This window comes from Candidatus Zixiibacteriota bacterium (genome assembly GCA_035380245.1).
Classification (GTDB): domain Bacteria; phylum Zixibacteria; class MSB-5A5; order GN15; family FEB-12; genus DAOSXA01.
The window spans coordinates 38,372-60,414 of the sequence record DAOSXA010000005.1 but is presented as its reverse complement, the minus strand read 5'-3'; the positions used below and the strand labels follow the sequence as shown (position 1 = coordinate 60,414).

At 53.0% G+C, this 22,043-nt stretch carries 20 protein-coding genes and 2 tRNA genes; 12 read left to right on the top strand and 10 right to left on the bottom strand.

Annotated elements, in window-relative coordinates:
- Positions 1-116 precede the first annotated feature (116 nt).
- From PLF13_14050 to PLF13_14015, 8 genes are all read left to right on the top strand, one after another.
- Positions 117-332: a hypothetical protein gene (locus PLF13_14050; GenBank protein HOP08396.1), complete on the top strand. Its 216-nt coding sequence runs from the start codon at positions 117-119 to the stop codon at positions 330-332.
- Positions 333-441: 109 nt separating this feature from the next.
- Positions 442-1,512, top strand: a complete 1,071-nt coding sequence (locus tag PLF13_14045; protein HOP08395.1) for a hypothetical protein — start codon at positions 442-444, stop codon at positions 1,510-1,512.
- Complete coding sequence (locus PLF13_14040; GenBank protein ID HOP08394.1) at positions 1,509-2,018, top strand: hypothetical protein; 510 nt, start codon at positions 1,509-1,511, stop codon at positions 2,016-2,018. Before PLF13_14045 ends, PLF13_14040 begins: the two co-directional genes overlap by 4 nt.
- Complete coding sequence (locus PLF13_14035; GenBank protein HOP08393.1) at positions 2,003-2,560, top strand: hypothetical protein; 558 nt, start codon at positions 2,003-2,005, stop codon at positions 2,558-2,560. Before PLF13_14040 ends, PLF13_14035 begins: the two co-directional genes overlap by 16 nt.
- 252 nt (positions 2,561-2,812) lie before the next feature.
- Positions 2,813-3,145 (top strand): hypothetical protein, encoded by a 333-nt coding sequence (locus PLF13_14030; protein HOP08392.1) that lies wholly within the window; start codon positions 2,813-2,815, stop codon positions 3,143-3,145.
- Positions 3,096-4,049, top strand: coding sequence for a tetratricopeptide repeat protein (locus PLF13_14025; GenBank protein HOP08391.1), 954 nt, complete (start codon positions 3,096-3,098; stop codon positions 4,047-4,049). Before PLF13_14030 ends, PLF13_14025 begins: the two co-directional genes overlap by 50 nt.
- Before the next feature lie 111 nt (positions 4,050-4,160).
- The gene (locus PLF13_14020; protein ID HOP08390.1) at positions 4,161-4,496 is read left to right on the top strand and encodes a hypothetical protein; all 336 of its coding nucleotides are present in this window, start codon (positions 4,161-4,163) and stop codon (positions 4,494-4,496) included.
- Positions 4,497-4,512: 16 nt separating this feature from the next.
- The gene (locus tag PLF13_14015; protein ID HOP08389.1) at positions 4,513-6,579 is read left to right on the top strand and encodes a sigma 54-interacting transcriptional regulator; all 2,067 of its coding nucleotides are present in this window, start codon (positions 4,513-4,515) and stop codon (positions 6,577-6,579) included.
- 41 nt (positions 6,580-6,620) lie between these two features.
- Here the strand turns inward: PLF13_14015 and PLF13_14010 are convergent, their stop codons facing one another.
- Both PLF13_14010 and PLF13_14005 read right to left on the bottom strand, forming a co-directional pair.
- Positions 6,621-7,385: a response regulator gene (locus tag PLF13_14010; GenBank protein HOP08388.1), complete on the bottom strand. Its 765-nt coding sequence runs from the start codon at positions 7,383-7,385 to the stop codon at positions 6,621-6,623.
- 3 nt (positions 7,386-7,388) lie between these two features.
- Complete coding sequence (locus tag PLF13_14005) at positions 7,389-8,732, bottom strand: phosphomannomutase/phosphoglucomutase (GenBank protein ID HOP08387.1); 1,344 nt, start codon at positions 8,730-8,732, stop codon at positions 7,389-7,391.
- A gap of 279 nt (positions 8,733-9,011) precedes the next feature.
- Here PLF13_14005 and PLF13_14000 point away from each other — a divergent pair.
- From PLF13_14000 to PLF13_13985, 4 genes are all read left to right on the top strand, one after another.
- Positions 9,012-9,085, top strand: a tRNA-Val gene (locus tag PLF13_14000).
- Between the two features lie 112 nt (positions 9,086-9,197).
- Positions 9,198-9,271: transfer RNA gene (locus PLF13_13995), tRNA-Asp, on the top strand.
- A gap of 623 nt (positions 9,272-9,894) precedes the next feature.
- The gene (locus PLF13_13990; protein HOP08386.1) at positions 9,895-11,382 is read left to right on the top strand and encodes a thiol-activated cytolysin family protein; all 1,488 of its coding nucleotides are present in this window, start codon (positions 9,895-9,897) and stop codon (positions 11,380-11,382) included.
- 530 nt (positions 11,383-11,912) lie between these two features.
- Entirely contained in the window at positions 11,913-12,443 is a 531-nt protein-coding gene (locus PLF13_13985; GenBank protein ID HOP08385.1) for a hypothetical protein, read from the top strand.
- A 101-nt stretch (positions 12,444-12,544) separates the two neighbouring features.
- Here PLF13_13985 and PLF13_13980 read toward each other — a convergent pair whose 3' ends face one another.
- The 8 genes from PLF13_13980 to PLF13_13945 all read right to left on the bottom strand — a co-directional run bounded on the left by PLF13_13980 (position 12,545) and on the right by PLF13_13945 (position 21,761).
- The gene (locus PLF13_13980; GenBank protein ID HOP08384.1) at positions 12,545-13,645 is read right to left on the bottom strand and encodes a T9SS type A sorting domain-containing protein; all 1,101 of its coding nucleotides are present in this window, start codon (positions 13,643-13,645) and stop codon (positions 12,545-12,547) included.
- Between the two features lie 3 nt (positions 13,646-13,648).
- Positions 13,649-15,118, bottom strand: coding sequence for a S8 family serine peptidase (locus tag PLF13_13975; GenBank protein HOP08383.1), 1,470 nt, complete (start codon positions 15,116-15,118; stop codon positions 13,649-13,651).
- A 17-nt stretch (positions 15,119-15,135) separates the two neighbouring features.
- Positions 15,136-16,527 (bottom strand): hypothetical protein, encoded by a 1,392-nt coding sequence (locus PLF13_13970; protein HOP08382.1) that lies wholly within the window; start codon positions 16,525-16,527, stop codon positions 15,136-15,138.
- Between the two features lie 27 nt (positions 16,528-16,554).
- A complete protein-coding gene (locus PLF13_13965) occupies positions 16,555-17,349 on the bottom strand; it encodes a hypothetical protein (GenBank protein ID HOP08381.1) in 795 nt (264 codons plus the stop codon).
- Positions 17,350-17,367: 18 nt separating this feature from the next.
- Positions 17,368-17,604, bottom strand: a complete 237-nt coding sequence (locus tag PLF13_13960) for a hypothetical protein (GenBank protein ID HOP08380.1) — start codon at positions 17,602-17,604, stop codon at positions 17,368-17,370.
- 148 nt (positions 17,605-17,752) lie between these two features.
- Positions 17,753-19,408 (bottom strand): radical SAM protein, encoded by a 1,656-nt coding sequence (locus PLF13_13955; GenBank protein HOP08379.1) that lies wholly within the window; start codon positions 19,406-19,408, stop codon positions 17,753-17,755.
- Positions 19,409-19,596: 188 nt separating this feature from the next.
- On the bottom strand, positions 19,597-20,205 hold the full coding sequence (locus PLF13_13950; GenBank protein ID HOP08378.1) for a hypothetical protein: 609 nt from the start codon (positions 20,203-20,205) through the stop codon (positions 19,597-19,599).
- Positions 20,202-21,761 carry an ATP-binding protein gene (locus PLF13_13945; protein ID HOP08377.1) on the bottom strand — a complete coding sequence of 520 codons (1,560 nt, stop codon included), beginning with the start codon at positions 21,759-21,761 and terminating at the stop codon, positions 20,202-20,204. Before PLF13_13945 ends, PLF13_13950 begins: the two co-directional genes overlap by 4 nt.
- Positions 21,762-22,043 lie beyond the last annotated feature (282 nt).

The following is a 22,043-nucleotide window of genomic DNA, read 5'->3' as shown; positions in this document are numbered from 1 at the left end:
GTTAGCTGTTCCCAACGCCTTATCCGATCGGAAGGGTGACGTTCAAGGCCTGCCGTGGCGGGGTGATCCATGGTTTGTTAAAACTTGATATCAGACCGGAAAGGAGACGATTAGTTATGAAATCGACTTTACGCATGAGGGCAGGATTGTTCGCTTTACTAATCTCGCTGTGGTTGCTGGCGGCTGTACTCCCCGGCTGCGAATACAACATCACGATTGAGAATGGCCATTGGGTAGAAGTTAAGGATTCCAACGGCACGATACACAAGGAGTGCAAATCGGGTGGTCACGAGTGCATCATTGGCTGCGCCTCCGCTTCTTCTGGTAAATAGGACTATTTGGATCTAATGTCTTGCGGGTGAGTCGACCTCGCGGCAGACTCCCTTGCAAATCCAATCAACGTTGGGAGTTCGGACTCTTGACCCTAGAGAGGAAATAGTCATGTTCGCGAAGAAATTGGCGCCTGCGATCCTGTTCGTAGTTTTGGCTTCGTCTACTGCAGCTGATAGTCTGTTGGTTCACCAACGCCGTTTTATGCCGTGTGAGGATCTGATATATTGCCCTCCACAGGCTGCCGTCAGGCTCGGTGGAGACAGCGTAGTTGTCGCCTCCAATATGGGGATATTTCTTCAACCGAACGCCGATGCTGCCTGGGAAGAGGTCATTTACTGCTATGGCTGGAATGAACCGCCTCCCGAACGCGAGTGTCTTGCCAAGAAGCCGTTGACAAGCTTGTTAATGCCGGATGGCATTTGGGTCCTGCCGAACGACAGGGAAACTCTTGTCTATGATTGTGGCTGCCCGGCGCTGTATGTGTTTCAGATTGACACTCCCGAGGGGAGTTCTGTCAGTCTCTGGTCATCGATGACGGAAGACGTTCAAGATGTCAATGTCCAGGGTCAAACGGTGATTGGCAGCGTCCCTCGGTATACAGGTAAGTATGGGCTCCTGATCTGGGATGCCGGTGCACAAGAGCCGAGGAAGGCGTTCCGCTATCCAGAAGGTCTCGCTCGCCGGCTCGATTCGGTAGGTGTGGGCTCGGGTGATAAATTCTGTTTTCCGGCCTTCGATCCAGAAGGCCGCTGTCTCTGGATTGCGATATACGGCTACGGTTACATGTATATCGCCGACATGGACGGACACATTCGAGATAGCGTTGCCGTCCGGGCTTCGGACTATAAGATCGCCCCGGAGATCAAGTCCCGCATCAAGTCCGACGCAGTTGCACGCGAGTGGTTGAGTCAATGGACACAGATAAGGAGACTCCGATACGTCGCACCCGGGTACTTCCTTCTTCAGTATGATGTCGGACCCGTAATGATCGGGGCAACACGCATTCGCAGTTGTGGGACGGCGGTCTGGAGGACTTCCGGTGAAGAGGTTTCACTGTCGGTGCCGGAGCACTGGCAGCTTGCCGGTGTTGAGGCGGACGGCGAGATGATCTTCGTCCGATACCAGTCGGAGGAGGACAGGCACGGAGTGGAGTTGTTCATGACGAGGCTCAAACGGTGAGGATACTCCATAAATCGTACGTCACTGTGTCTCTGACCGTCGCGATCATGGTCGCGGTGGTCCTCGGTCTTCGCTACTGCCGAACCTCGGAGCAGGAGACGGCGCTGCTGTCGTTGATCAATCAATTGCCGGACGCGGATAAGGCACACCACTTTCTGATCTACGTAGACACCAACTCCTGCCTGGCCTGTACCGAGGACATGGCATCGTGGGTCGAACTTGAAGAGAGATTGCCCGACTGCAACTGCTCATTCTCACTCTGGGCGCCTGCGTGTGACTCGTTCGATGTCGCATACACCATGAAACTCGAAGGTCTCCACAGTCCCGTCAGAGTAATAGGTGAGGATCTGGTGCGGGAGATTCAGCGAAGAGGATTGCGGACACCGATCAGACTTCTGTTAGACAGTGTAGGGGGTCCAATAAGTATCAAGAGCGCCATGGTGAACAAGCCGGAATCGACTAGATACGCTCGGAACATTCTGAAAGCGTTATGCAACAGACCTTGATAAGAGCCATGATGGCTACCTTGATAACCCTATCATCAGTCTGTGGGCTGATCGGCTGTGCCGGTATGCACGGCGGGAGCACCACGGTATTCCGTTGGAGTGGCTTTGAAACTTTTGCACAGGAACTGGCTGACGAGCACCCGGCCACATTTTCAGCGCCATTCAGTCTGGTCGTAATGCTGGATCGTCAACCGTGCGGGAGGCGAGTCGCCGAGAGCCGCCTCTGGGCGTCCTGGCAAAGGCACATGGTTGAAGCCGGCGGCGGGCTCTTGTTCGCAACTAGCCGGGTGGATTCAGCCGGTCTGGCTTACGCTGCACGACTGGACGGCGTTGAGGCACCTGTTCTGGTGCTTGAGTCATACCTGAATAGTAACCGTCCCGGATCTGGATGGCAAGCATATGCCCCGTGGCACTTCCTGTGCGATTCCACGGGCAAGGTACTGGGAGTCTGGGGTACTGTTTTTGACGACTCTCAGTCTTCCGCGATGATGAACGCCGCGGACTCGTTGATGGAAGAGGCGCGCGGGCATGGGCACCAATAGCACATGTTGAGTGACACATACTAATTCAGGTGTCCTCGGATCGGCGTCATCACAATCTCAGGTAATCCTGACGGACGATACATGACATCTATAGATCGGTGGGGGCATGGTGAATAATCGAGTCGATTTTCTCTCGTTTTTTCCCTTGACAGATTTGAGGCCTGATCGCTTTATTGAAGTAGCGTTTGGGGCTTAGGGCCTCTACAATGGGAGCGGACTTCTTGTGGCGACATATTAAAGAATGAGGGAACTATGAAGAAAATCATAGCATTGGCAACGGTGGCTGCCCTGCTAGCGGTCATGTTTGCCTCACCGGTCACCGCCACCGACTACGACCCCCACAAACCGCCCTGGGCCTATCTAATGCAGCCAGAGAACGATGATAGCGGGGATGACGTCGGATGGAATGAGGTGGATGGGATCGGTCCAGATGACACGCAAGGCACCGCGTTCTTCATCCCATTTCCCTGGACGACCAATGGCATTTGTATTATTGGATTCATAATCGAAATACCGAACTTTGCGGGCGATGATGGTGATAGTAGTCAGAGAAGTGCTCAATCGGTCACAGAATCTAATCAATAAGAGGCGATTTCAGCGGGCCATTACCGAACTGGAATCCGTCAGCCGTGACGGATTGACAGGAGAAGAATACGGTTGGCGTTGTATTCTGCTGAGTGAGGCGAAGCTGCGTTTGGGATTCTGTGACGTTCCAGAGATCGACGATGCCATTGAGGCATTTAGATATTCCGACACGGAGAAGTTCGCTCAAGCGAAGTATCTCAAAGGTTGGGCAATGACGCTCAAGGGACAATGGGTCGCAGCAAAGGAGTCGATTCAAGAAGCCTACTCGAGTTTTCTGCGACTTGGTCAACTCCGATCGCAGGCGCGGGCGTTGAACAGACTATCGTATCTAGCATTGCAGACGGGTAACCCTGAACAATCCATGATGCATCTCGAGCGCTGCTGCGAACTGTTTGTCGAACTTGGAGATGATTGTCAATTGGCCTCCATGCTTGCAAACCTGGCAGTAGTCGAGTTTCGTGGTGGAAAGATCGGCAGATCACTCCAAACGTTTCGTGCGATAGACCTCTCTCAATTCGGTGATAGCCAGAAGCATATCCTAAACTATTACCAGATGTCAGCCCGGGCGCACGCTCAGTTGGGGGATATCAAGAAGGCGCGGGAGTTGCTCGATAAATGTAAGCCGTATCTGGGACAGTTCCTCCGCGAGACCGGCATCTATTACGAAAACGTCGGGTTCGTCGAGACCCTCGCGGGCAATTACGACGCGGCCGAAGAGGCCCTCCGCGCCGGGCTCCAGATCGCCCTCGATACGGCGCCGGAGTCCTCGCTCATGGTCCAGATCAAACGGCTGTTCGGCGATCTCTACGTAGCCCGAGGTGAATGGGACAAAGCCGAGCAGTACACAGCCGAGGCGCTGGCGTTAGCCGAGAAGATTCAGGAACGGGCGGAGATCGCAGCCTGAATGACGATGAAGGGATTGCATGTGATGTTCGATAGAAGACGTTATGCCGGGGTTTCGGCCTCGGTTTTGGGAGATAATTGTCGTGACTGAACTCAAGACGACGAGGGAACTATGAAGAAAATCATAGCTTCGGCAATGGTGGCTGCCCTGCTAGCGGTCATGTTTGCCTCACCGGTCACCGCCACCGACTACGACCCCCACAAACCGCCCTGGGCCTATCTGATGCAGCCGGAGAACGATGATAGCGGGGATGATCTGGGTATCGATGACCCGGAATTATCACCACCAAGAAATACGATACCAGTATTCGTAGTGCCGTGCATAGGCTGGCCGTCCGTAAACGCAGTGGTCTACTACTTAATAGTAGACTTAAATGTTGGCAATTATGGTAATGGATCCACAGGTGACAGTAACATTCAAGTTAATACGTCAGTTACTCAGCAATAGGGCCTATGTAGACGCTTTGAGGGAGCTTGAGTCGATCAATCCCGTGCTCCTGTCGAAGAACGAACGTGGTGAATACTACGTGTTGCGTGCCAGAGTGGCTGTAAGACTTGATGATGACCGGTATCTTCCAGCCGATGTTGATCAGGCTATTGAGATCTTCCGCGATGGCTCGACAGCTCTTTTCTCTGAGGCCAAATATGTCCGAGGGGTTTGGCTCACAATCCGCGGGAGATACTTCGAGGCGCGACAAGATTTGCTGGAGGCGCACGCTGGTTATCTGCGATGTGGTGATGTGGCCGGCAGCGCAACGGCGCTAAGCAGACTGTCTTTTGCTCAGATCATGGTTGGAGACACCAATTCTGCTATCAGTAATCAAAGGCAATGTGTGGATGCCTTTGCAGGTCTGAGATCCAGCAAGAACCGAATCGCATGCGCCCAGACGCTTTATGTGTATTACTTCAAGGCAGGGCGATTAACAGAATCGCTGGCTGGTTTCAACGAGTTGGACTCCGCCATCAGTGATCTCGGTGGCCGCTCCTGTCTGATATTCCATTTCAACAAGGCGCTTACGCTTGCGGCGCTCGGGCAGGCCCCACATGCCTTGACTGAAATAGCGAAATGCCAACAGTATCTCGACGACTACCCTCGAGAGAGAGCCATCTATTACGAGAATCTCGGGTTTGTCCATCTTGTAGGCAACGACCTCAAAAAGGCAGAGGCTGCTCTTGAGCGGGGATTGCAATATGCCCGAGAGCGCGATGATGCTCCTGCGCTCATGGTCCAGATCAAACGGCTGTTCGGCGATCTCTACGTAGCCAGAGGTGAATGGGACAAAGCCGAGCAGTACACGGCTGAGGCGCTGGCGTTAGCCGAGAAGATTCAGGAACGGGCGGAGATCGCAGCCGGTTGGCGTCTTCAGGCGCAGATCGACCGGATCCGGGGTCGGCGTGACTCAGCCCGCGAGCGATATCGCGAGGCGATCGAGTTGTTCGCCCAGATCGGTTCGCAATGGGAGCTGGCGCTGACGCGACAGTTGGCGGGCGGCTCGGGTCTGTTCGAGGAGGGAGAACGACTGGCGCAGTTGGCTCTGGCGCGGGACTATTTCGCCTCGGAGAAGATAACGGACCGCGTGGAGGCAATCGACCGTCTCCTAAGCTCTCTCCGGACACCGCGCTCGCGGACAACCGGTATATCCTCGTCGCTTCCGACCATCATCGCCGAATCAAAGATCATGCGGGATATCCTGAGCCTGGCGGAGGATGTGGCCCGCTCGGAGATGAACGTGCTGTTGCTCGGTCCGACCGGCACCGGCAAAGATCTGCTGGCCCGCTACATTCATTATCACAGCGGTCGTGAGGGGGAGTTTGTCTCGCTCAACGCCGCGGCGGTGCCGGATTCGATGATCGAGTCGGAGCTGTTCGGACACAAGAAGGGAGCCTTTACGGGAGCTGAGGATGATCGCAAAGGTCTGTTGGAGCAAGCTAACGGCGGGACATTCTACCTCAACGAAGTGGCCGATGCCTCCCCGGTGTTCCAGGCCAAACTGCTGGAGGTGCTGGAAACACGTAAAGCGCGACGTCTCGGTGACGACAAGACACGTCCGCTAACTTTCCGTCTCATCGCGGCCTGCAACTACGATCTTCGGGAGCGGGCGCGTCAGGGGGATTTCCGGGTTGATCTGTTCCATCGTTTGAACGAGATACCGATCGAGCTGCCGCCTTTGTCGGCGCGGCCGGAGGATATGAGGCCGCTGGTGCGTCATTTTATGGCGGAGTTCGAGGTGAACCTGGAGCCCTCGGATGAGAAAGTCGACCAACTGGCCGCGATTCTGGCTTGTTTCGATTATCCGGGAAATGTGCGTGAACTGCGCTCGGTGGTGCAGCGTCTGGCGGTGCAGGCTCGTGGGGATATCAACCGTTTGATCGAGCAGGCGCAGTCATGGAACGGCCTTACGGATGATGAGTTTCTGCGGCGTTTGCTCTCGCGCAGCGGCGGACGGCGGACCGAAGTAGCTCGGGTGCTGGGGGTGAGCGAGGCGACTGTGCGCAACCGCCTTCGCAAGCTCGGCGTCGAACAAATATAGACGCGCAATACGCGGCTCAACGGCATAATCCCAAATCAATCTCAATCAATGTGCGGCAAAGGGGCGGCAAGTTGTTCGAGGAGACGGATGATATTCTCCGCTTTGAACGGCTTTTGGAGAAAACCATCGGGAGTTACATCGGATTGACCAACCGCAGTATCTTGCGGTGAATAAAAAGCAGTTATTAGAATCACCGGTATATCGGGAAAACGGGTCTTGATCTGTTTGAGCAGTGAAACACCATCGACACCCGGCATCTTGACATCGGTTATGACGGCGTCGATTTCACCATCCTCCAGCTCACGCATCGCTTCCGAGGCATTGGAGACGGCCAGCGGGAGGTAGTTGTATACGCGCAGGATATCGAACAAGGTCTGCCTGAAAATATCGTCGTCGTCGACCACCATGACTCGCCGAATCGGTCCGAAGTTATCATCGTCCTTACGTCCGGATAAGACCTGTTCGATCAGCTCTTCGATTTTGGAAATGCGAAACGGTTTTGCGAGGAAGCCATCGGGGGAAGCCCGCCCGATCACTTCCGGTTCGCCATAGCCGGTGATGAACAGCACCGGCATATCAGGATAGTGGAGCCGGACTCGTTTCAGGAGACTGATACCGTCCATATCGGGCATCTTGATATCGGTGATCATCAGATCGAACCGTTGAGATGAAAGTTTTTCGAGCGCCTCTACCCCGCCGCCGGCCCCTTCGATTCGATAACCGAGACTGGATAAAGTGTCCGACATCAGATCCAGAAGCTGGGAGTCGTCATCGACAATGAGAATATGGGCGCGTTCGGTGCTCACGGACTAGCCTTTGATCAGGGCTACAATTTCGTCGGTTTTCTTTTTTAGCAGATCTCTGGAGTTGGCTTCGACATTGAGTCGCAAGAGTGGTTCGGTGTTGGAGGGGCGAAGATTGAACCAGAAATCATCGTACTGTACGGTGAGGCCGTCTTCGCGATCCTGGCGACCATCGGCAAACGCCCGGGCTACGCGCTCCGTTACTTCGGAGATGGAGTTGACCCGGTTATTGATTTCACCCGAGCGGAAATAAGGATCGAGATCGGCGATAAGCTCGTGCAACGGACGGTCCTCTTTCGAGAGCAGTTCCAGACAAACCAGCCAGGCAATCAGACCGGAATCGGCAAACCAGTTGTCACGGAAGTAGAAATGACCGGAGTGTTCGCCGCCGAAGATGGCGTTGTATTCCCTCATGAGCGGCTTGATCAGGGCGTGACCGACACGCGTGCGAATCGCCTTCCCCCCCATACGCTCGATCAGTTCCGGCACAGCGTGGGAACAAATCAGATTGTAGAGAATCGTCTCTCCGGGATTCTTGGCCAGAAGCGACTTGGCCACCATCGCCGTAACCATGTCGCCGCCGAGTTGGCGGCCGTTATGATCGACTAGGAACATACGATCGGCATCGCCGTCAAAAGCCACCCCGAAATCGGCCCTGGTCTCTTTTATTTTTGCAATCAGGTCCTGAAGATTCTCGAGTTCGATCGGCGATGCGGGATGATTCGGGAAAGTCCCGTCGAGTTCGAAAAACAGCCGATGAACCTCGATGGGGAGTTTATCAAGAACTGCCGGTAAGGTGGCCCCGGCCATGCCGTTGCCGGCATCGATAACAACGTTGAACTTCTTGAGGGTGGAGATATCGACAAACGACAGACAATGAGCTGCGTAATCCTCGGAAATATCCTTTCGGACAACCATCCCGCGCGATGGAGCTTTGGGAAACTCGGTCGCTTTTTCTATCGCCCGGCGAACCTCGTTGAGACCGTCGGATCCGGAAAGAGGCACAGCGCCGGCTTTGCAGACCTTGAAGCCGTTATACTCTTTCGGATTGTGGGAAGCGGTGATCATGATACCGGCCTCATAACCGAACTTACCTACGGCAAAATAGAGGCCGTCGGTCGAGACCAGACCGAGATCGACAACATCGACCCCGGTATCGTTGATACCACGGGTGAGGCTTTCGAACAACTCGTCCGAGGAAAGGCGCATATCGCGTCCGATAGCAACGCTGGCCGGTTTGAGGAAACGGGCCAGACAATACCCGATCTGGTACGCGGTATCGGTGTTGATTTGATCCGGTACGGTGCCTCGGATGTCATAAGCTTTGAAGATGGTTGGATCTATCTGCATGCTGAATAGCTCCCTATAAGTCGAAAATAGACGCGAGTAACAGGCGCGTCAACGTTTTTGTCTTTACAGCCGGGCGATTACACTATAAGTGCAATCGCGGCATATGACTTTTATATGTTTATACTATCGAGTCAAGGGTTGATTTCAAGTCTAAAATATGCTTTGCGGAGGTACAAATCCCGCTTGCTTTTTCCCGGTTATTGATTATAATATCGGCCTCAATCGCAGCGGCTTGCGGGTCGGCGCGAAGTTCTTTGACAGTTTTACACTGTACGGTATGGGCGGTTAGCTCAGCTGGTTAGAGCACCTGCCTTACACGCAGGGGGTCACTGGTTCGAATCCAGTACCGCCCAGTTATGAGGGCGGCTGGAGACGACGACTTAATCGGGTGGACAGACCTGATTGAGTTATAGAGGACTCCTAAGCGATTTGGCTGGATTACCGATACAGTGTTTATCAGATACCGGGGTTGTAGTTCAGTTGGTTAGAACGCCTGCCTGTCACGCAGGAGGCCGCGAGTTCGAGTCTCGTCAACCCCGCTTTGTTTGCCTGGGAATAACCGGGCTTTTTTCATGACTGGTCTTTTCATCGTTGGTCCGGATAAGCAGGAGCAAGATCAGTTGCTAATGGTCTTTCCCCTGTTCAGTAATTCTTTGCATTCTATACTCCCTCTTGCGGTTACGGCGAATTGGGTTCGTTTTACCGTTTTTTATTTGCGGATAGTAGCTTCGGCGATGAAGGCGAATCAATGGTATAGAATCGTTATTACAGTCCGGAAATCCTGATTCACTCGACATAATTGTGACACGTGGCGATGTGTTGCTCGAAGTCGTTGGAGAATGTGTGGAGAGTGATGAACTACTTGATAACACTCAATACGTGATCCATATGGTTATACCGTAATTTCCCCAGTAATCCGTTTAGGGACACATAGCGAGAAACTGACACAATGTACGGAGTGGAACACGCCACTAAGGAACCAATGCAAGCCTTGGACTATCTACACGTTGGTATCTACCTAAAAATGCGAGCCTTTTGACCATTCTAATCAAGAAATCATTCCGAAAAACGTTTGGGTAAGCGTTGCTGCTATAAAGCATAACAAACCCTTAGCTGATTGGAGGATTTTATGAAAACGAATCACGATTGTAGGATGTTCATAGTGGCTGTGATACTAGCCACTATGGTGATCGTGACAGCTCTAGTCCCAGGCTGTGAAAAGACAGTCGCCCCCGTTCCCGAGGAAGACATCGTAGCTCTTGTCGAAACGGCCGGTGAACCGGAGCAACCAGAAGTATCTGATACTGGGATTACTGTGCTGGACACGGTTGAATCTTTTGAGAAACTGATCGACAGCACCGAGTACATGGAGTGTCAAACTCTCGAAATGAGATCAAGCTTCTCTGCTGATGAATATCCTGTGTTTAATCCAAACGCAGAGGTCATATGGCCAGGAGCATTATTGCAGGGTGCTACAATTCAACAACCAACACCTGAACGCATCATAGCGAGACGTGGATCAGGCAAAATCAACATCGACAATGTTACCGGAAGTACGACTCCCAGCGTCACAGTAGATGAGGTTGGAATGGGAACTTGTCTTGAAGCAGCCAACAAGGTAATTGGATCTCAGCCGGAGGATTTCCCGGCCAGGTTAACAGTAGATTATGCCAGAGTAAGAACTCAACAGGAGCTAGCGGCAAAAATCAGTGCAAGCGCCAGTTTTCTCGGCCTGTTCAAATCTAGCGCTAAATTCGATTGGAGTGAGGAAACCGATAACACCGTAGTCTTGGTCACCCTGAAGCAATCTTTCTATACTCTGGTCTTCGAGAGACCATCGGTAATGAGTGATTTCTTTCATCCAGATGTGACAGCAGATGATCTTCGACCTTTTGTGGGTCCTGGCAATCCACCGGTATATGTGTCGTCAGTTACCTATGGTCGGGTTTTCTACCTACTGATTGAATCATCAGAAGAGAAAGATTCGGTAGAAACGGCAGTCAGCGCTTCGTTTCTTGGTTTTGGAGGAAGTGGGAAATATCGAGCAGTGGGAGAACTCGCAGATGTTCGCATTCAAGCCTTTGCCCTCGGCGGTAGCGCTCAAGCCGCTCTGGATGCTGTCTTTGGTGGATTAGAAAGCACACAGTCGTTTGTAAACAGCCTGAAAGAAGGAAGTGCAATCGGCTCTGCCATCCCCCTGTCTTATTGTATGAGAAGCGTCCTGTCCGATAGACTCGTGCGGAACGCGGATGCCATGACTTATTCAATAAAAGAGTGTGTATTTCCGCCGGCCAATCTGTCCATCGTACCAAACCAAATAGACTTCGGTTTGGTTCGCCATTCGGAGGGATTAGTATCACGTACAGTAACTCTAACTAATAATGGGAGTGTCACCGGAATAGGCAGAATAGACGCGTCACGATGTGGGAATGATATTTGTGATGGGACTGCTGAAGTCTGCATGCCGGTGGAACCTAGTGGTACCTTTCAACTGGCTCCTGGGGAATCACTCGAGCTGGTAATAAAGTTCGAGGCATATCAAGTTGGGTTATGCCCAGATTGCATCGGCTTTCTTGAGTGCCCCATCACTATCGAATGGAACGGTGCACTCTATGAGATTCCATGTACAGGAACAGGTAAACTTTTCTGATGATTTATAATAAGCACGACTTGTATTGAACAGACAGCCCTGGGGCTTCTCCCAGGGCCTTCCTATTTCCGCTTTCATCAAATCTCGATCAAGATCCAGTTAACAACACTAATGAGTGAATTCGCAATAGATATATTCAGGCGAATTTGAAATGTTATATATGTATAAAATCGATCGAGAAGCTTTACCCTTTCAAATCATATTGTGAAACACACAATTGTGAGATACAATAGACACGCACAATTAATCTCTGAGACAAACTACAAATATATGTATTATAAACTTCAAATAAATACCATAAAATGGAAGAGGATTAGGAGATAATTCAAGTGCCACAGTCTATGACAACCAAAACAAAAAAATAGCAATGGCTGAAGAACAGACTGTGTCTTTAACATAGAAAGCGATGCGCCCAAATTATCCAGCTACAATCTTGCAAAGCTAACCTGCGATCACGAACAATGTCCGTGCTTGATTTATATACACATCCCTTGTACTATACAAATGGAGTTTATTTGGAGGATATACTTATGGGGATTGGTTTTGAGTGTCCGTCGTGCGGAAAACGCACTATCGCTACCCATGGGATTCCGGGGGAGAGAACACACTGCACAGCATGTGGAGAGTGTGTTCAAATTCCAAGCGATCTCGCCGTTATTGACCATGTACCCGACCCTGATGTCGCAGAGTCCGATGAACTTGCAAACCATCGGAATCAGGAAAAGCGAGCCCCGTGGGTGATTGCCGTCTACTGGGCTAATCTTATTATCAATCCACTGTTCGGCAGCATGATTATCGTTAATTACATAGTGGCGCCAGACTATTCTCTATATGCGCAAGGTAGTTATCTGGCAATTGGTATTATTCTATGGCTGTTTACACCTTTTTTTGTGGGCCTGCTGCACAGAAGGCGTTGGTGTATTTGGGGCGTGGCGGTGTTATGGATTTCATTTCTAATCTTGCTCTTGCTTCATTTCGCATGGGGCCAAGCACTTTATTCTACAACAGCAGCTTTCATCTTTTATTTTGCCATAAGGTCGGAATGGGCTTACATGCGATAGAACTGTCTATGGCAAGAGTGTGACATCTGTCTACTTGCAAGCAAATGCGGAGAAGGCTTGGCCTTCTCCGCAAACGGTGGGTAAATGCTATTCCATACGGTTCACTTCAAGAGAACCATCTTGCGGGTGGTAGAGAAGTGGTCCGTGTTGAGCCGGTAGAAGTAGATTCCGCTGGCGAGATCAGAAGCATTCCAATCGACCGTATGCCTGCCTGCATCAAAAGCTCCATCAGCGATCGTCGCCACCTTCTGTCCGGCTATGTTGTAAACCTCGATCGACGCTTGCCCGGCCTCGGGCAGGGCAAACTCAATCCGTGTTATCGGGTTAAACGGGTTCGGGTAGTTCTGTGCCAGTGAATAATCGGTCGGCAGTGGCCGGTCCAGAATCCCTTCGCCGATTCTGCAGACCACCGTGTGGAAATCAGCATCTGTCGCTGAGGCCGAAACGATCGGTAGCGGCTGGTCGCTTCGAAGCAACACCGTTTCTCCCGCTGGCAGAACTGCTCTGCCACTCCGGTCAAAGAAGCCGATGTTGGTGATTCCATCGGATTGGCCAATGACATATTCGAATTGCTCGTCCACTGCTGAGATCTCCGCCGCATCATCGGGCACTTCTGCCCTTATATGCAAGCCCTTGAGTACGTTGTCGGTCGCGAGCACCAATTCGTATGAGCCATCTGAAGCCTGGCGTTGCGACAGTTCCACCACGGCTTCCGATGCGTTGGTTCGCAGCGTTGGGATTACGGCCTCGCAGTTTGGCAAGGGGATACCGTCGATCATGATGTAGGCAATCAGGTAGACCAGGTCTGATATGTCAACCAGCCCATCAACAGCCACATCTGCCTCATAGAAACAGGCTGGTTCATCACCACCCATGAATAGGTAGTTGATTAAGTAGACAAGGTCGGATATATCAGCCAGATCCTCGGGGTCGTTGTTAACGTTACCACGTGTGTCCAGACAACAATCGAACGGATGATCGACTGTTGGCCAGAAACCGAGTTCACATGTGTAGGAGCTTGCATCGCTCTGCCCAATGATCGGTTGGCCGAGGCTGCCGTTGACAGAATAGCGAGCACTTGATCCACCTATGGTCGAGGCTGAAGACACTACCCGGTTGTCGGCAAGACATGTGACTGCAAAAGCTGTGGATAGCAACAGCAAGAGACTCGCCAAGCTTAGCGTGACTATCTTTGACCGCATTATTCACTCTCCTATCACAGCCGAACCACCGACCGCAACAATGGTACAAGGCTTGTTAATTGTGATTATCTCATCGAAACTCGAGCCGCGGACGAGGCCTATCTTTCCCCCTTGGGGGACTTTCTCCACAGCGAGTTCAATAGAACGAAGCGGCCAGAAAAGGGTTCCTGGACCGAAGGGCAACGGCAAGATCACGCCCCTATTCTCAGCGTAGATATCAGAGAGACAGTCTACTGCATATCCGAGCTGAGGGATTCCCTGCCCAAAGTAATCGTCGTTGCCCTGAGTGCCAAGATCGCGACCTGTTAGAATCAAGAGTCTACTGAGTGACACGGGACTAATTGCTGGCTGCAGCGACCGTATGGCTGCACACACTCCGGATAGATGCGGGGCTGCCATGGACGTCCCCGACTTGTAGCTGTAACCAGAATTGGGAACAGTGGATCGTATCCGATCACCGGGTGCAGCGAAATCTACATAGTCACCATAGTTGGAGAATGTAGCTCTCGATAAATCTACGTTGAGAGCCGACACCGCCCAAACCCCGCTATACGACGCCGGAACAGGAGACCGTTCCTGAGAATCTGATTCTTGGTTGTCGTTGCCGGCCGCAGCAACAAAAATCACTCCCAGTTTACCTGCCCCTGAAATGGCGTCTTGTTCAGTCTCAGACGGCGCAGCATAGACTCCGGGCGTGCATGGACTAGTTCCACACCAACACCAACTCATGTTCACGATATCGATCCCGTTTGCCACGGCCCAGCTGATCTGTTGTGAAAACGAACTCGATCTCCCCGTAATCATGAGAGATACAAGTTCAACGTTAGCTACCCCTGCCACGCCAAGAGAGTTATTAGCAGTGGCAGCAATAGTCCCTGCGACATGGGTGGCGTGATCACTAATCTCACCGCTACCATTCTGAACGGTCGATCGCTGACGATATAGATCAGGATGATTCAGGTCAATCTGATCCTCAAAGACAGCCACCCGTATCCCCGATCTTCGCACAGGCAGACGATCCCATGCAGAAGGCGCATCAATGGCCTCCATGCCCCACAGTGGCAACAATGGATCATTCGGATCCGAAGTCCCCCATTGCACATTTGCAATTCTAATCCTATCAGGCTCGAAGTAGATCACATCGGGATCGTCCTTGAGATGTCCGAATACCTCGTCTCTGTTACGCGGTTCAAACTCGCAAACAAAAGTTTGAGGTAGAAGTGATCTGAACGATCCCTTGAGACTGTCGTCCAGATTCTTGATGACTACACTCTCGATTGGCTCAATATGTGTGATTTCACTAAGTCCTAAGTTCTTAGTCAACCTCAGAGATGCCGATTTTGCCTCAGTGAACTTCACGAGTATTCGACCAGGAACAATGTCCCAATCATCCCAATTGATCGAAGTTGACCCATGAACGGCTGCAATTGAACAAAACGATATGAATAGAAGTATTATGGGTAATAGTCTCATGACTTGCTCCTCCTCAACTACTGCAGGTTCACCAGGACCAGTACTAGTCCATTTACTTCATCCACAGTGCTCATGGCCTTGCCGACAGTCGCGTTCTGACACAGATCGGAGTCGGTGGCTTTCATGAGGTGACCGGGAATGGATGATGTGGTTAGCAGGTCACCGGGCTGTATCTTGCCATTAGCGTTTGTTGCCTTGGCGAAGACCCGTCCGGTCAGAGCCACATTCTGCCCTGCCTCCATGATTTCATCCTGAACCAAACTGATTCCGGCATTCACGCCCCCGGCACCGCTGATGATTCCGGCGATGCAACGATCGTATGGCTTGGAGCTTACTTTGACATGGCCCGGATGTTGCGCGTCAATGACCACTGCCATGCCCGGCTCAATCTCACTCTCGCTTGAGACCGGAAACGGTTCGGCCAAATCGGCGCCGCCGGTGATTTCCAAGACCGATGTCGTTACCCTGCCGTCAACCTGCAGACCTGACCCCATTACCCTCGTGCCACCGGAGAAGTCACCTTCGAAGTTGAGACAAAGTTGATCGTTGAGCCAGTGCACAAGTGCTCTCCCTCCATCACCTCTGTCTCCGCCGGCATGCATACACAAGTCAGGACCACTGAGACCAATACAGCCACCGACATCGAGTGTGTACTGCGGGTCCAGAGCATTTATGCCGACGGCTCCATTCTTCTTGATGAGCATTCTCACATAGTGTGCATCATCAACCCAGTTTCCGATTGCAAGACCATCCTCAAGTGACGAGCCCGTCCTCTTCTTGTGAGCTAGAACCCAACTGTTTATGTGTGCGTCCATTTCGAGACCATTCAGGTATAGCGCTGAATATGTCAGGCCATTGTCAGACGCACCCGAGATACTAATAGAGGCTTGTGTCGTGTCGTTATGGACATGAAGAGTCCCTCGTGGCTCCGTCGTACCGATCCCAACCTTACCATTTTCCAGGTAGACTGCGCTGTCATTGTAAGACCAGACATCTCCCGTCAGCGCCACATCGGCCGTATCGGCTTTGGCGGCACGTAACGCATAGGCCACGGAAGAAATCCGACTGCGCGGGGCCATTTCTGCATCACTCCCCACCTGGATTGAGAGCCAGCGATCAGGGGCACTAAACGCTTCCGGAGGTATTGGATTGATACTACCTAGCAGGGCGTTGAAGATGCCGTTTTCGACAGCGAGGCTGGCAACAGCTTCTGACCAGACTTCATTGCCGCCGGTCTCAGCGTCATAGATCCGAAAAATGACAGCGTAATCGCCGTCGGCCACCGGGCTGCCGTCAGTGTTGTTGAGCACTCCCTGGATGTTGACCAGTCGGGGCACGTCGGCCTGGATGGATACCGCGACGATTAACGTCGCAATGAACATGATTAGAGTTACTTGTGAGAACCGCATAGTCTCCTCCTCAACGATTCAAATTGGTTATGCCATTGCCAAGGGCAGTGACGCTATATCATTAGTTACTTTCGTAGGCGTCGATCCTAGGACCTCTTCCGCCCTCACTTCCCCCATTGCCAGCCATTGGCGGGCGAAGGACTCGAGGCGGCGGCGGCGTGCAGTCGGCACATCGCTCGCCGAGCCAATCAGGCAGGATGAACTAACGCCGATGCCGGCAAAATCCTCTTCCGGTATGCCGGCCAGCGGGGTGACGGCGTAGCGACGGTAGAAGGCTTTCTTTGAAGAATCGCAGCAGGCAAACATGTGATGGTAGCCGCGAGCAAAGAAGTAGATTGACATTGAGCTTTCGAAGATGTGCCGAGCGGCCGCCAGCGAGCGGTGATCCGGATCAATCGCCATGCGACAGGCCTCAACAACTTTCTCACCCCGGTCCCGCTTCTCCTGCAGAAGCCGTTCTATTACCTCGACATTGGGCGTGTAGGCCATCAGCGGGAGCGGCTGGGGCGTCGTCTCCTTCAGTCGCCGCCCCAGTTCCGGCACCCGTCTCCCCAGGTCGAGCACATGACCCACCGGTCCCGGGTCCACCTCTTCCACTACCCTCAGATATCCTACAGGCTCCACATCCTCCCCGCAATAGAGCCCGAAATGCCGAGCGTGAAGATCGTAGCAGTCAAGATCGAAGCCGTGCGGGTTGGCCGGGATGAACCGGGCCAACCGGCTGTTCTGATAGACCCGATAGCGCAGGCGCATCACCGCCTCGAGTTGATCCGGCGTGACCGCCTCGCGGAATCGGTAATCTGACTGATTTGACGGTGTCATGACTTACCTCTCCCTTGTCTACATGGTGCTCTGGTAGCCGGAGACCGGCTGAACCTGCGGCCCAGTGGGAAGAGCCAGGCGCACGTTACCGAGGCGGGCGTTCAGCTTCGATTCAGCGCGGGCCAGCAGGCCGTTGCGGCGCAAGCGCTGGTTGCGAGCCTCGCGTCGGACATCCTTTTCCCAGATTTCAAGCATGGCATCGAGCATCTGCTTCTCGCTCGGCTCGAACTGCTTGGCGTCAGTGGTAAAAAACATCTTAAGCTCCTTTGCATTGGTTTCTGTGATCTTCACATAGGCAACGGTCGGTGAAGACACAATTCGGACAGAAACATCAACGTTAGGCAGAAAAACCCGGCCGACCGAGGTCGAACCGGGTTCATGCAAAAGGAGATCTTCGGCAAGTTCAGGCGCAGGCATTGGCCGGTTGAGAGGCATCGATCCTGGCGCGGAAGAACTCATAGACTTCGCGGGCGTTCTCTTCGGTGAGTTGATTAATCCCCATGTTGACCAGCTCCTGGCGGGCTCGCATGACAATGAGAGCTCGTTTCTGGTCGAGACCGTGAAACACCTGCTCCAGATACTGCAATAGCGGCGTGGCCACGCTTTGCATCAGACGACCGTACTCGATTTTGGCGTCTTCCGAGTTCATGGAGTAGTGACTCCAATCGAACCACAAACCGCTTAGTCCAAAGCGTTTACGGTTTTGGGTGGACGACGCGGGAGCAAGTGGCGCCAGTATGAACAAGAACGGATAGTAGGAATGTACAGCGTTCAAGGATTCGGGATATGCGTTAAGCATTCCAATAGTCCGTGTGATGCTGGCCGGTGTCTCACCGGGGAATCCCACTATGAGCGTCGTCAGCGTATTGACATGGGCATGGTCAAGAGCGTTGATGGCCGCGGTTATGTCAGCGGTGGTCGTTCTCTTGTCCATATTCTTCAGCACAGTCTCATCGCCCGATTCGATCCCCAGCAGGGCCATACTGCAACCGGCCCTGGCGGCAAGAGCTGCGATTTCCTCATCAACGGCATCCACCCGAAAGAACGCACGCCAACGGAATTCGAGTCCCTCTCGAATTATCCCCTCGCACAAGTCCCTGGTGCGCTTCTTATTCACGAAGAGGTTGTCATCGGTGAAAAAGACGGGACGACCGGGGAAAAGCGTCTGAATCTGCCTCAACTCGGCCAGGATATCCTCAACAGGTCGCAGGCTGGTTTTGGCTATCAGGCCGGGAAAGTCACAGAAGGCGCACTTGAAGGGACAACCGACCCCGGCCCGCACTGGAATCTCGGCGCCGATCAGGTATTTCGGGACATTGCTCCAGTTCACTGTGTGAGCGGTGAAGGAGAACTTCTCGGGCCGACGCTCTGTGAAGACGAGCGAGTCCCCCTGCCAGAAGGCCAGGTTGGGAATGGCGCGCCAGTCGGTGTCGTTCTTGACAGCTTTCATCAACTGCTGCAACGTCTCAAGACCGTTCTCATCGATCACAAACAGATCAATGCCGGCGTCGGCTTTGGCATCGTAGAAGAAGCTGTCGGCGGCCAGCTTATCCTGATCGAGCCCATCAAAATACCCTTGCTGCGACAGGTTATACTGGCGAGCACTCTTCAGCACTTTCATACCACCCGCGACAACAAGCGTATCGGGAGAGATTTCTTTGGCTCGGCGGGCGATTTCGACCGACTGGGCCGGATCACATATAAAGGTCGTAGACAGCGCCAGCACTTTGGGCTTAAGCGCCATAAGCTGTTCAAAACGATCCCGTTCAAAGGCGAAGTAGCTGATAGCATCGGTGCGATAGCCCTTACGGCTCAAGAAATCGTACAGGTAGACCGTGTTGAGCTGGCGCGGAAGCTGCCGCAAATGCGAATCTCCCAAATATGCCGTTCTGGCCTTCTCCAGGTCACCTTCGCAGTCCATGAAGTGCTTGAGGAAGCCCACGGTGACGACCTGGTTTTGGTGAGTGAGCCGGAACTTGTCGCGTTCCTTGTTGGCGCCGTCGACATTGTCTGTCAACCCGTAGCCACCGACTACCAGAACATCGAGTTCGCTATTCATCTTTCTCATCTCCTTTTGCACGGGGTCTTTTGCATGTTCAATAGGACAACGCGCCAAAGGGTCCTAATTCGGAATGGGGCCGAGAAAAGGGACGAATTTCTAGTAGGAGTTCGCAAGCGGGTCGTAGAGGCATGCAATCAGGATCAACGCGGCCACGATAATTGCTGCCAGGACAAGGCGTTTCATGGCTAACGCTCCTCTCTGAGTTTGGGAGTTTTCGGGCAGTACCTGCCGGGAGCCAAAATCCCTTGTGGATCAAGGGCCTGTTTGATCCGCGAAACGAGTCGCCAGGAACTGTGGGCGGAATTGACCACCATATTCATGTGATCAATGCCAAACCGGTATGGCAGAACGCCAATCCTACGACCGGCCTCGAATAGGGCAAGGTAGCAGGCCTTGGACCGACGAGTGAATTCGGGATCCTGGCGATCGAACAGGATTGGGACCGTAGAATCAAAGCAGAGATCGGACAGCGAGGTCAAGGTGATGAGCGGCTCGATGTGATGATCGGCACATACCCGCTTGACCATATCGACGTATTCGCGCACCAGGGCCGGTTTCATCGGTACCAGCGGCGAATACCAGATCAGGCCGCAGCCGTCACGGGCCGGATTCATCTCGGCGCCATCGCGGCGTGGTTGGCCGGATTTGAGGTAGCACAGCGGGAGGGCCGCCTCGGTCGGGCGGCCCTCAGCTTCCACCAGCTTGCACCCCCTTGGCGCGAGCAGGTCAGCAATGTTGGTGCGCATCATTGCTTCATCGTCAACAATCAGAACCCTCTTGTTTTCGTGTCTCATGACAATCCTAAACCCTTTCTGGCGAAAGGCAGTGTTATGGTGCACACGGCACCACCTCCATCCCTGTCGGAGAACTCGATACTACCGTTATGAGCTGAAAGGATTTCGTAGGTAATGGAAAGCCCCAGGCCGAATCCTTTCTCTTTTGACGTAACAAACGGATCGAACATCCTGGTCCTGATGGACTCGGGGATTCCAACGCCGTTGTCTCGGACCTCGACTACCAATTTTCCCTCCGGGTAGTCGGCAATCGCCTCGACCGAGATCTCGCCGCGATCCTTGATAGCTTCCACAGCGTTGGTCAGAACGTTCAAAAAGACCTGCTCGAGCGAGTTCGGTTCCGCCCACACCGGTGGCAAGACATGTTGTATGTTCAGGATGATATTTACGTTTTCGGCTCTCGGACTGGATTTGACGAGAGAGATAGTACGTTCGATCAGGGGCGCGAGATTCGTCTCCTGTCGCAACTCAGAAATCGGTCGCGAGAAGATCAGCAGTCGATTGGCGAGACCGGCCAGACGGTTGATCTCGTGGACGACGCCCTGGAGACTCTCTTCGGTAATCACCTCTTTAGGATTGACCTCACCGTCCCCCTCCCGGAGTTTCGCCAATTCCTGTTGCCAGATCTGGATTCTCGTTTTGACGATAGCCAGCGGGGTTTTCACTTCGTGCACGACACCGGCCACGAGAGTGCCCAGAGCAGCCATTTTATCCTGTTGGTGAAGGGACTTCTCCAGCTTCTCTCTGCGCGAGTGGGCTTCGTCCAGAGCGTGAACCATGCTGTTGACCGAACGTGCGATCGATCCAATAGTCCCCCCCTGGTCTCTTGCGGTCAGAACCCGGCCTGTCTGTATCTCCTCCAGATCGGCCAGAAGCCGATTTAGTCTTCTCCTTTGCGAGACCGATATCAGGATTGAGACCACGAGGCCGAGGAAGGTGACGGCGCCGCCGATATTTATTATTTGCCGCAGTTTGATCGCGGGCATTTCGCGTTCAATATGAACTCTGGTCCAGGCAGCTCCCACAACCTTTCCCCCGGACACCAGGGGGACAGTTGTTAACGGGAAAACGGCCGGGTCGAATTTGTGAAGGTCGGTAATGGTCCGGCTGCTGTCGACCGATTCCTGCGCCTGGTGTTTGATGATGTTGTAAGATCTCGGAGGAGGGCCGTAAACCGGCTGCGGAGGGGGCGATGACGGATAAGCATAGCCCAAGAACTCTTCGATGCACGGATAGAAGAATCCGCCTTCAAGCCCCGACACATCGCTGAAGATGGAGGATGACAGGACTTGCAAACGCTTGTCCAGGGCCAGGATCTCCGCTCTCGAATAGCCGTCCTTGTCGAAGAACCCGGCAGCGGCAAGGCTGTCCATGATGGGCTGGGCTGACTCTCCGAGTCGCCCGGCCGTAATCACGGTCAGGGCCTTGTTCGATCTTATGACTTCTTCGGTCCAGTTGTGCCACGAGATATAGGCAACAGTGGATAGAATCGCGACCACAATCGCGAACAGGGCGGCAAACAGGAAGGCTTTTAGATGTGCTCTGATCAGTTCCACAGTTTCACACTTTGTCTCGGGAATAGCATCTATTTCAAGGTCCGTTTTTCCCGATACGTTTCAGGCAATTCTCAGGAGCCTCGACAGTCGTAATGGCCGAGTGCTCATTCCTACCTATCCGGTGCTGTGAAACAAATTCCGTGCCAAGCCCCACATCGCCTGAACCTGGCTGAAAAAGCATGTTGGATCGGCCGATTTTGGGCTGGCAAAGCCCGTCATTGTGGGCTAATATAGCACGTTTGTAGTCCTATTCAAAGGCATTTTCGGTTGTAAGCCGTGGAT

What these genes read in the sequence shown, in the direction of transcription:
- PLF13_14050 (HOP08396.1), top strand. Translation starts at nt 117, where the DNA reads ATGAAATCGACTTTACGCATGAGGGCAGGATTGTTCGCTTTACTAATC.
- PLF13_14045 (HOP08395.1), top strand. Translation starts at nt 442, where the DNA reads ATGTTCGCGAAGAAATTGGCGCCTGCGATCCTGTTCGTAGTTTTGGCT.
- PLF13_14035 (HOP08393.1), top strand. Translation starts at nt 2,003, where the DNA reads ATGCAACAGACCTTGATAAGAGCCATGATGGCTACCTTGATAACCCTA.
- PLF13_14030 (HOP08392.1), top strand. Translation starts at nt 2,813, where the DNA reads ATGAAGAAAATCATAGCATTGGCAACGGTGGCTGCCCTGCTAGCGGTC.
- PLF13_14020 (HOP08390.1), top strand. Translation starts at nt 4,161, where the DNA reads ATGAAGAAAATCATAGCTTCGGCAATGGTGGCTGCCCTGCTAGCGGTC.
- PLF13_14005 (HOP08387.1), bottom strand. Translation starts at nt 8,732, where the DNA reads ATGCAGATAGATCCAACCATCTTCAAAGCTTATGACATCCGAGGCACC.
- PLF13_13985 (HOP08385.1), top strand. Translation starts at nt 11,913, where the DNA reads ATGGGGATTGGTTTTGAGTGTCCGTCGTGCGGAAAACGCACTATCGCT.
- PLF13_13980 (HOP08384.1), bottom strand. Translation starts at nt 13,645, where the DNA reads ATGCGGTCAAAGATAGTCACGCTAAGCTTGGCGAGTCTCTTGCTGTTG.
- PLF13_13975 (HOP08383.1), bottom strand. Translation starts at nt 15,118, where the DNA reads ATGAGACTATTACCCATAATACTTCTATTCATATCGTTTTGTTCAATT.
- PLF13_13970 (HOP08382.1), bottom strand. Translation starts at nt 16,527, where the DNA reads ATGCGGTTCTCACAAGTAACTCTAATCATGTTCATTGCGACGTTAATC.
- PLF13_13965 (HOP08381.1), bottom strand. Translation starts at nt 17,349, where the DNA reads ATGACACCGTCAAATCAGTCAGATTACCGATTCCGCGAGGCGGTCACG.
- PLF13_13960 (HOP08380.1), bottom strand. Translation starts at nt 17,604, where the DNA reads ATGTTTTTTACCACTGACGCCAAGCAGTTCGAGCCGAGCGAGAAGCAG.
- PLF13_13955 (HOP08379.1), bottom strand. Translation starts at nt 19,408, where the DNA reads ATGAATAGCGAACTCGATGTTCTGGTAGTCGGTGGCTACGGGTTGACA.
- PLF13_13950 (HOP08378.1), bottom strand. Translation starts at nt 20,205, where the DNA reads ATGAGACACGAAAACAAGAGGGTTCTGATTGTTGACGATGAAGCAATG.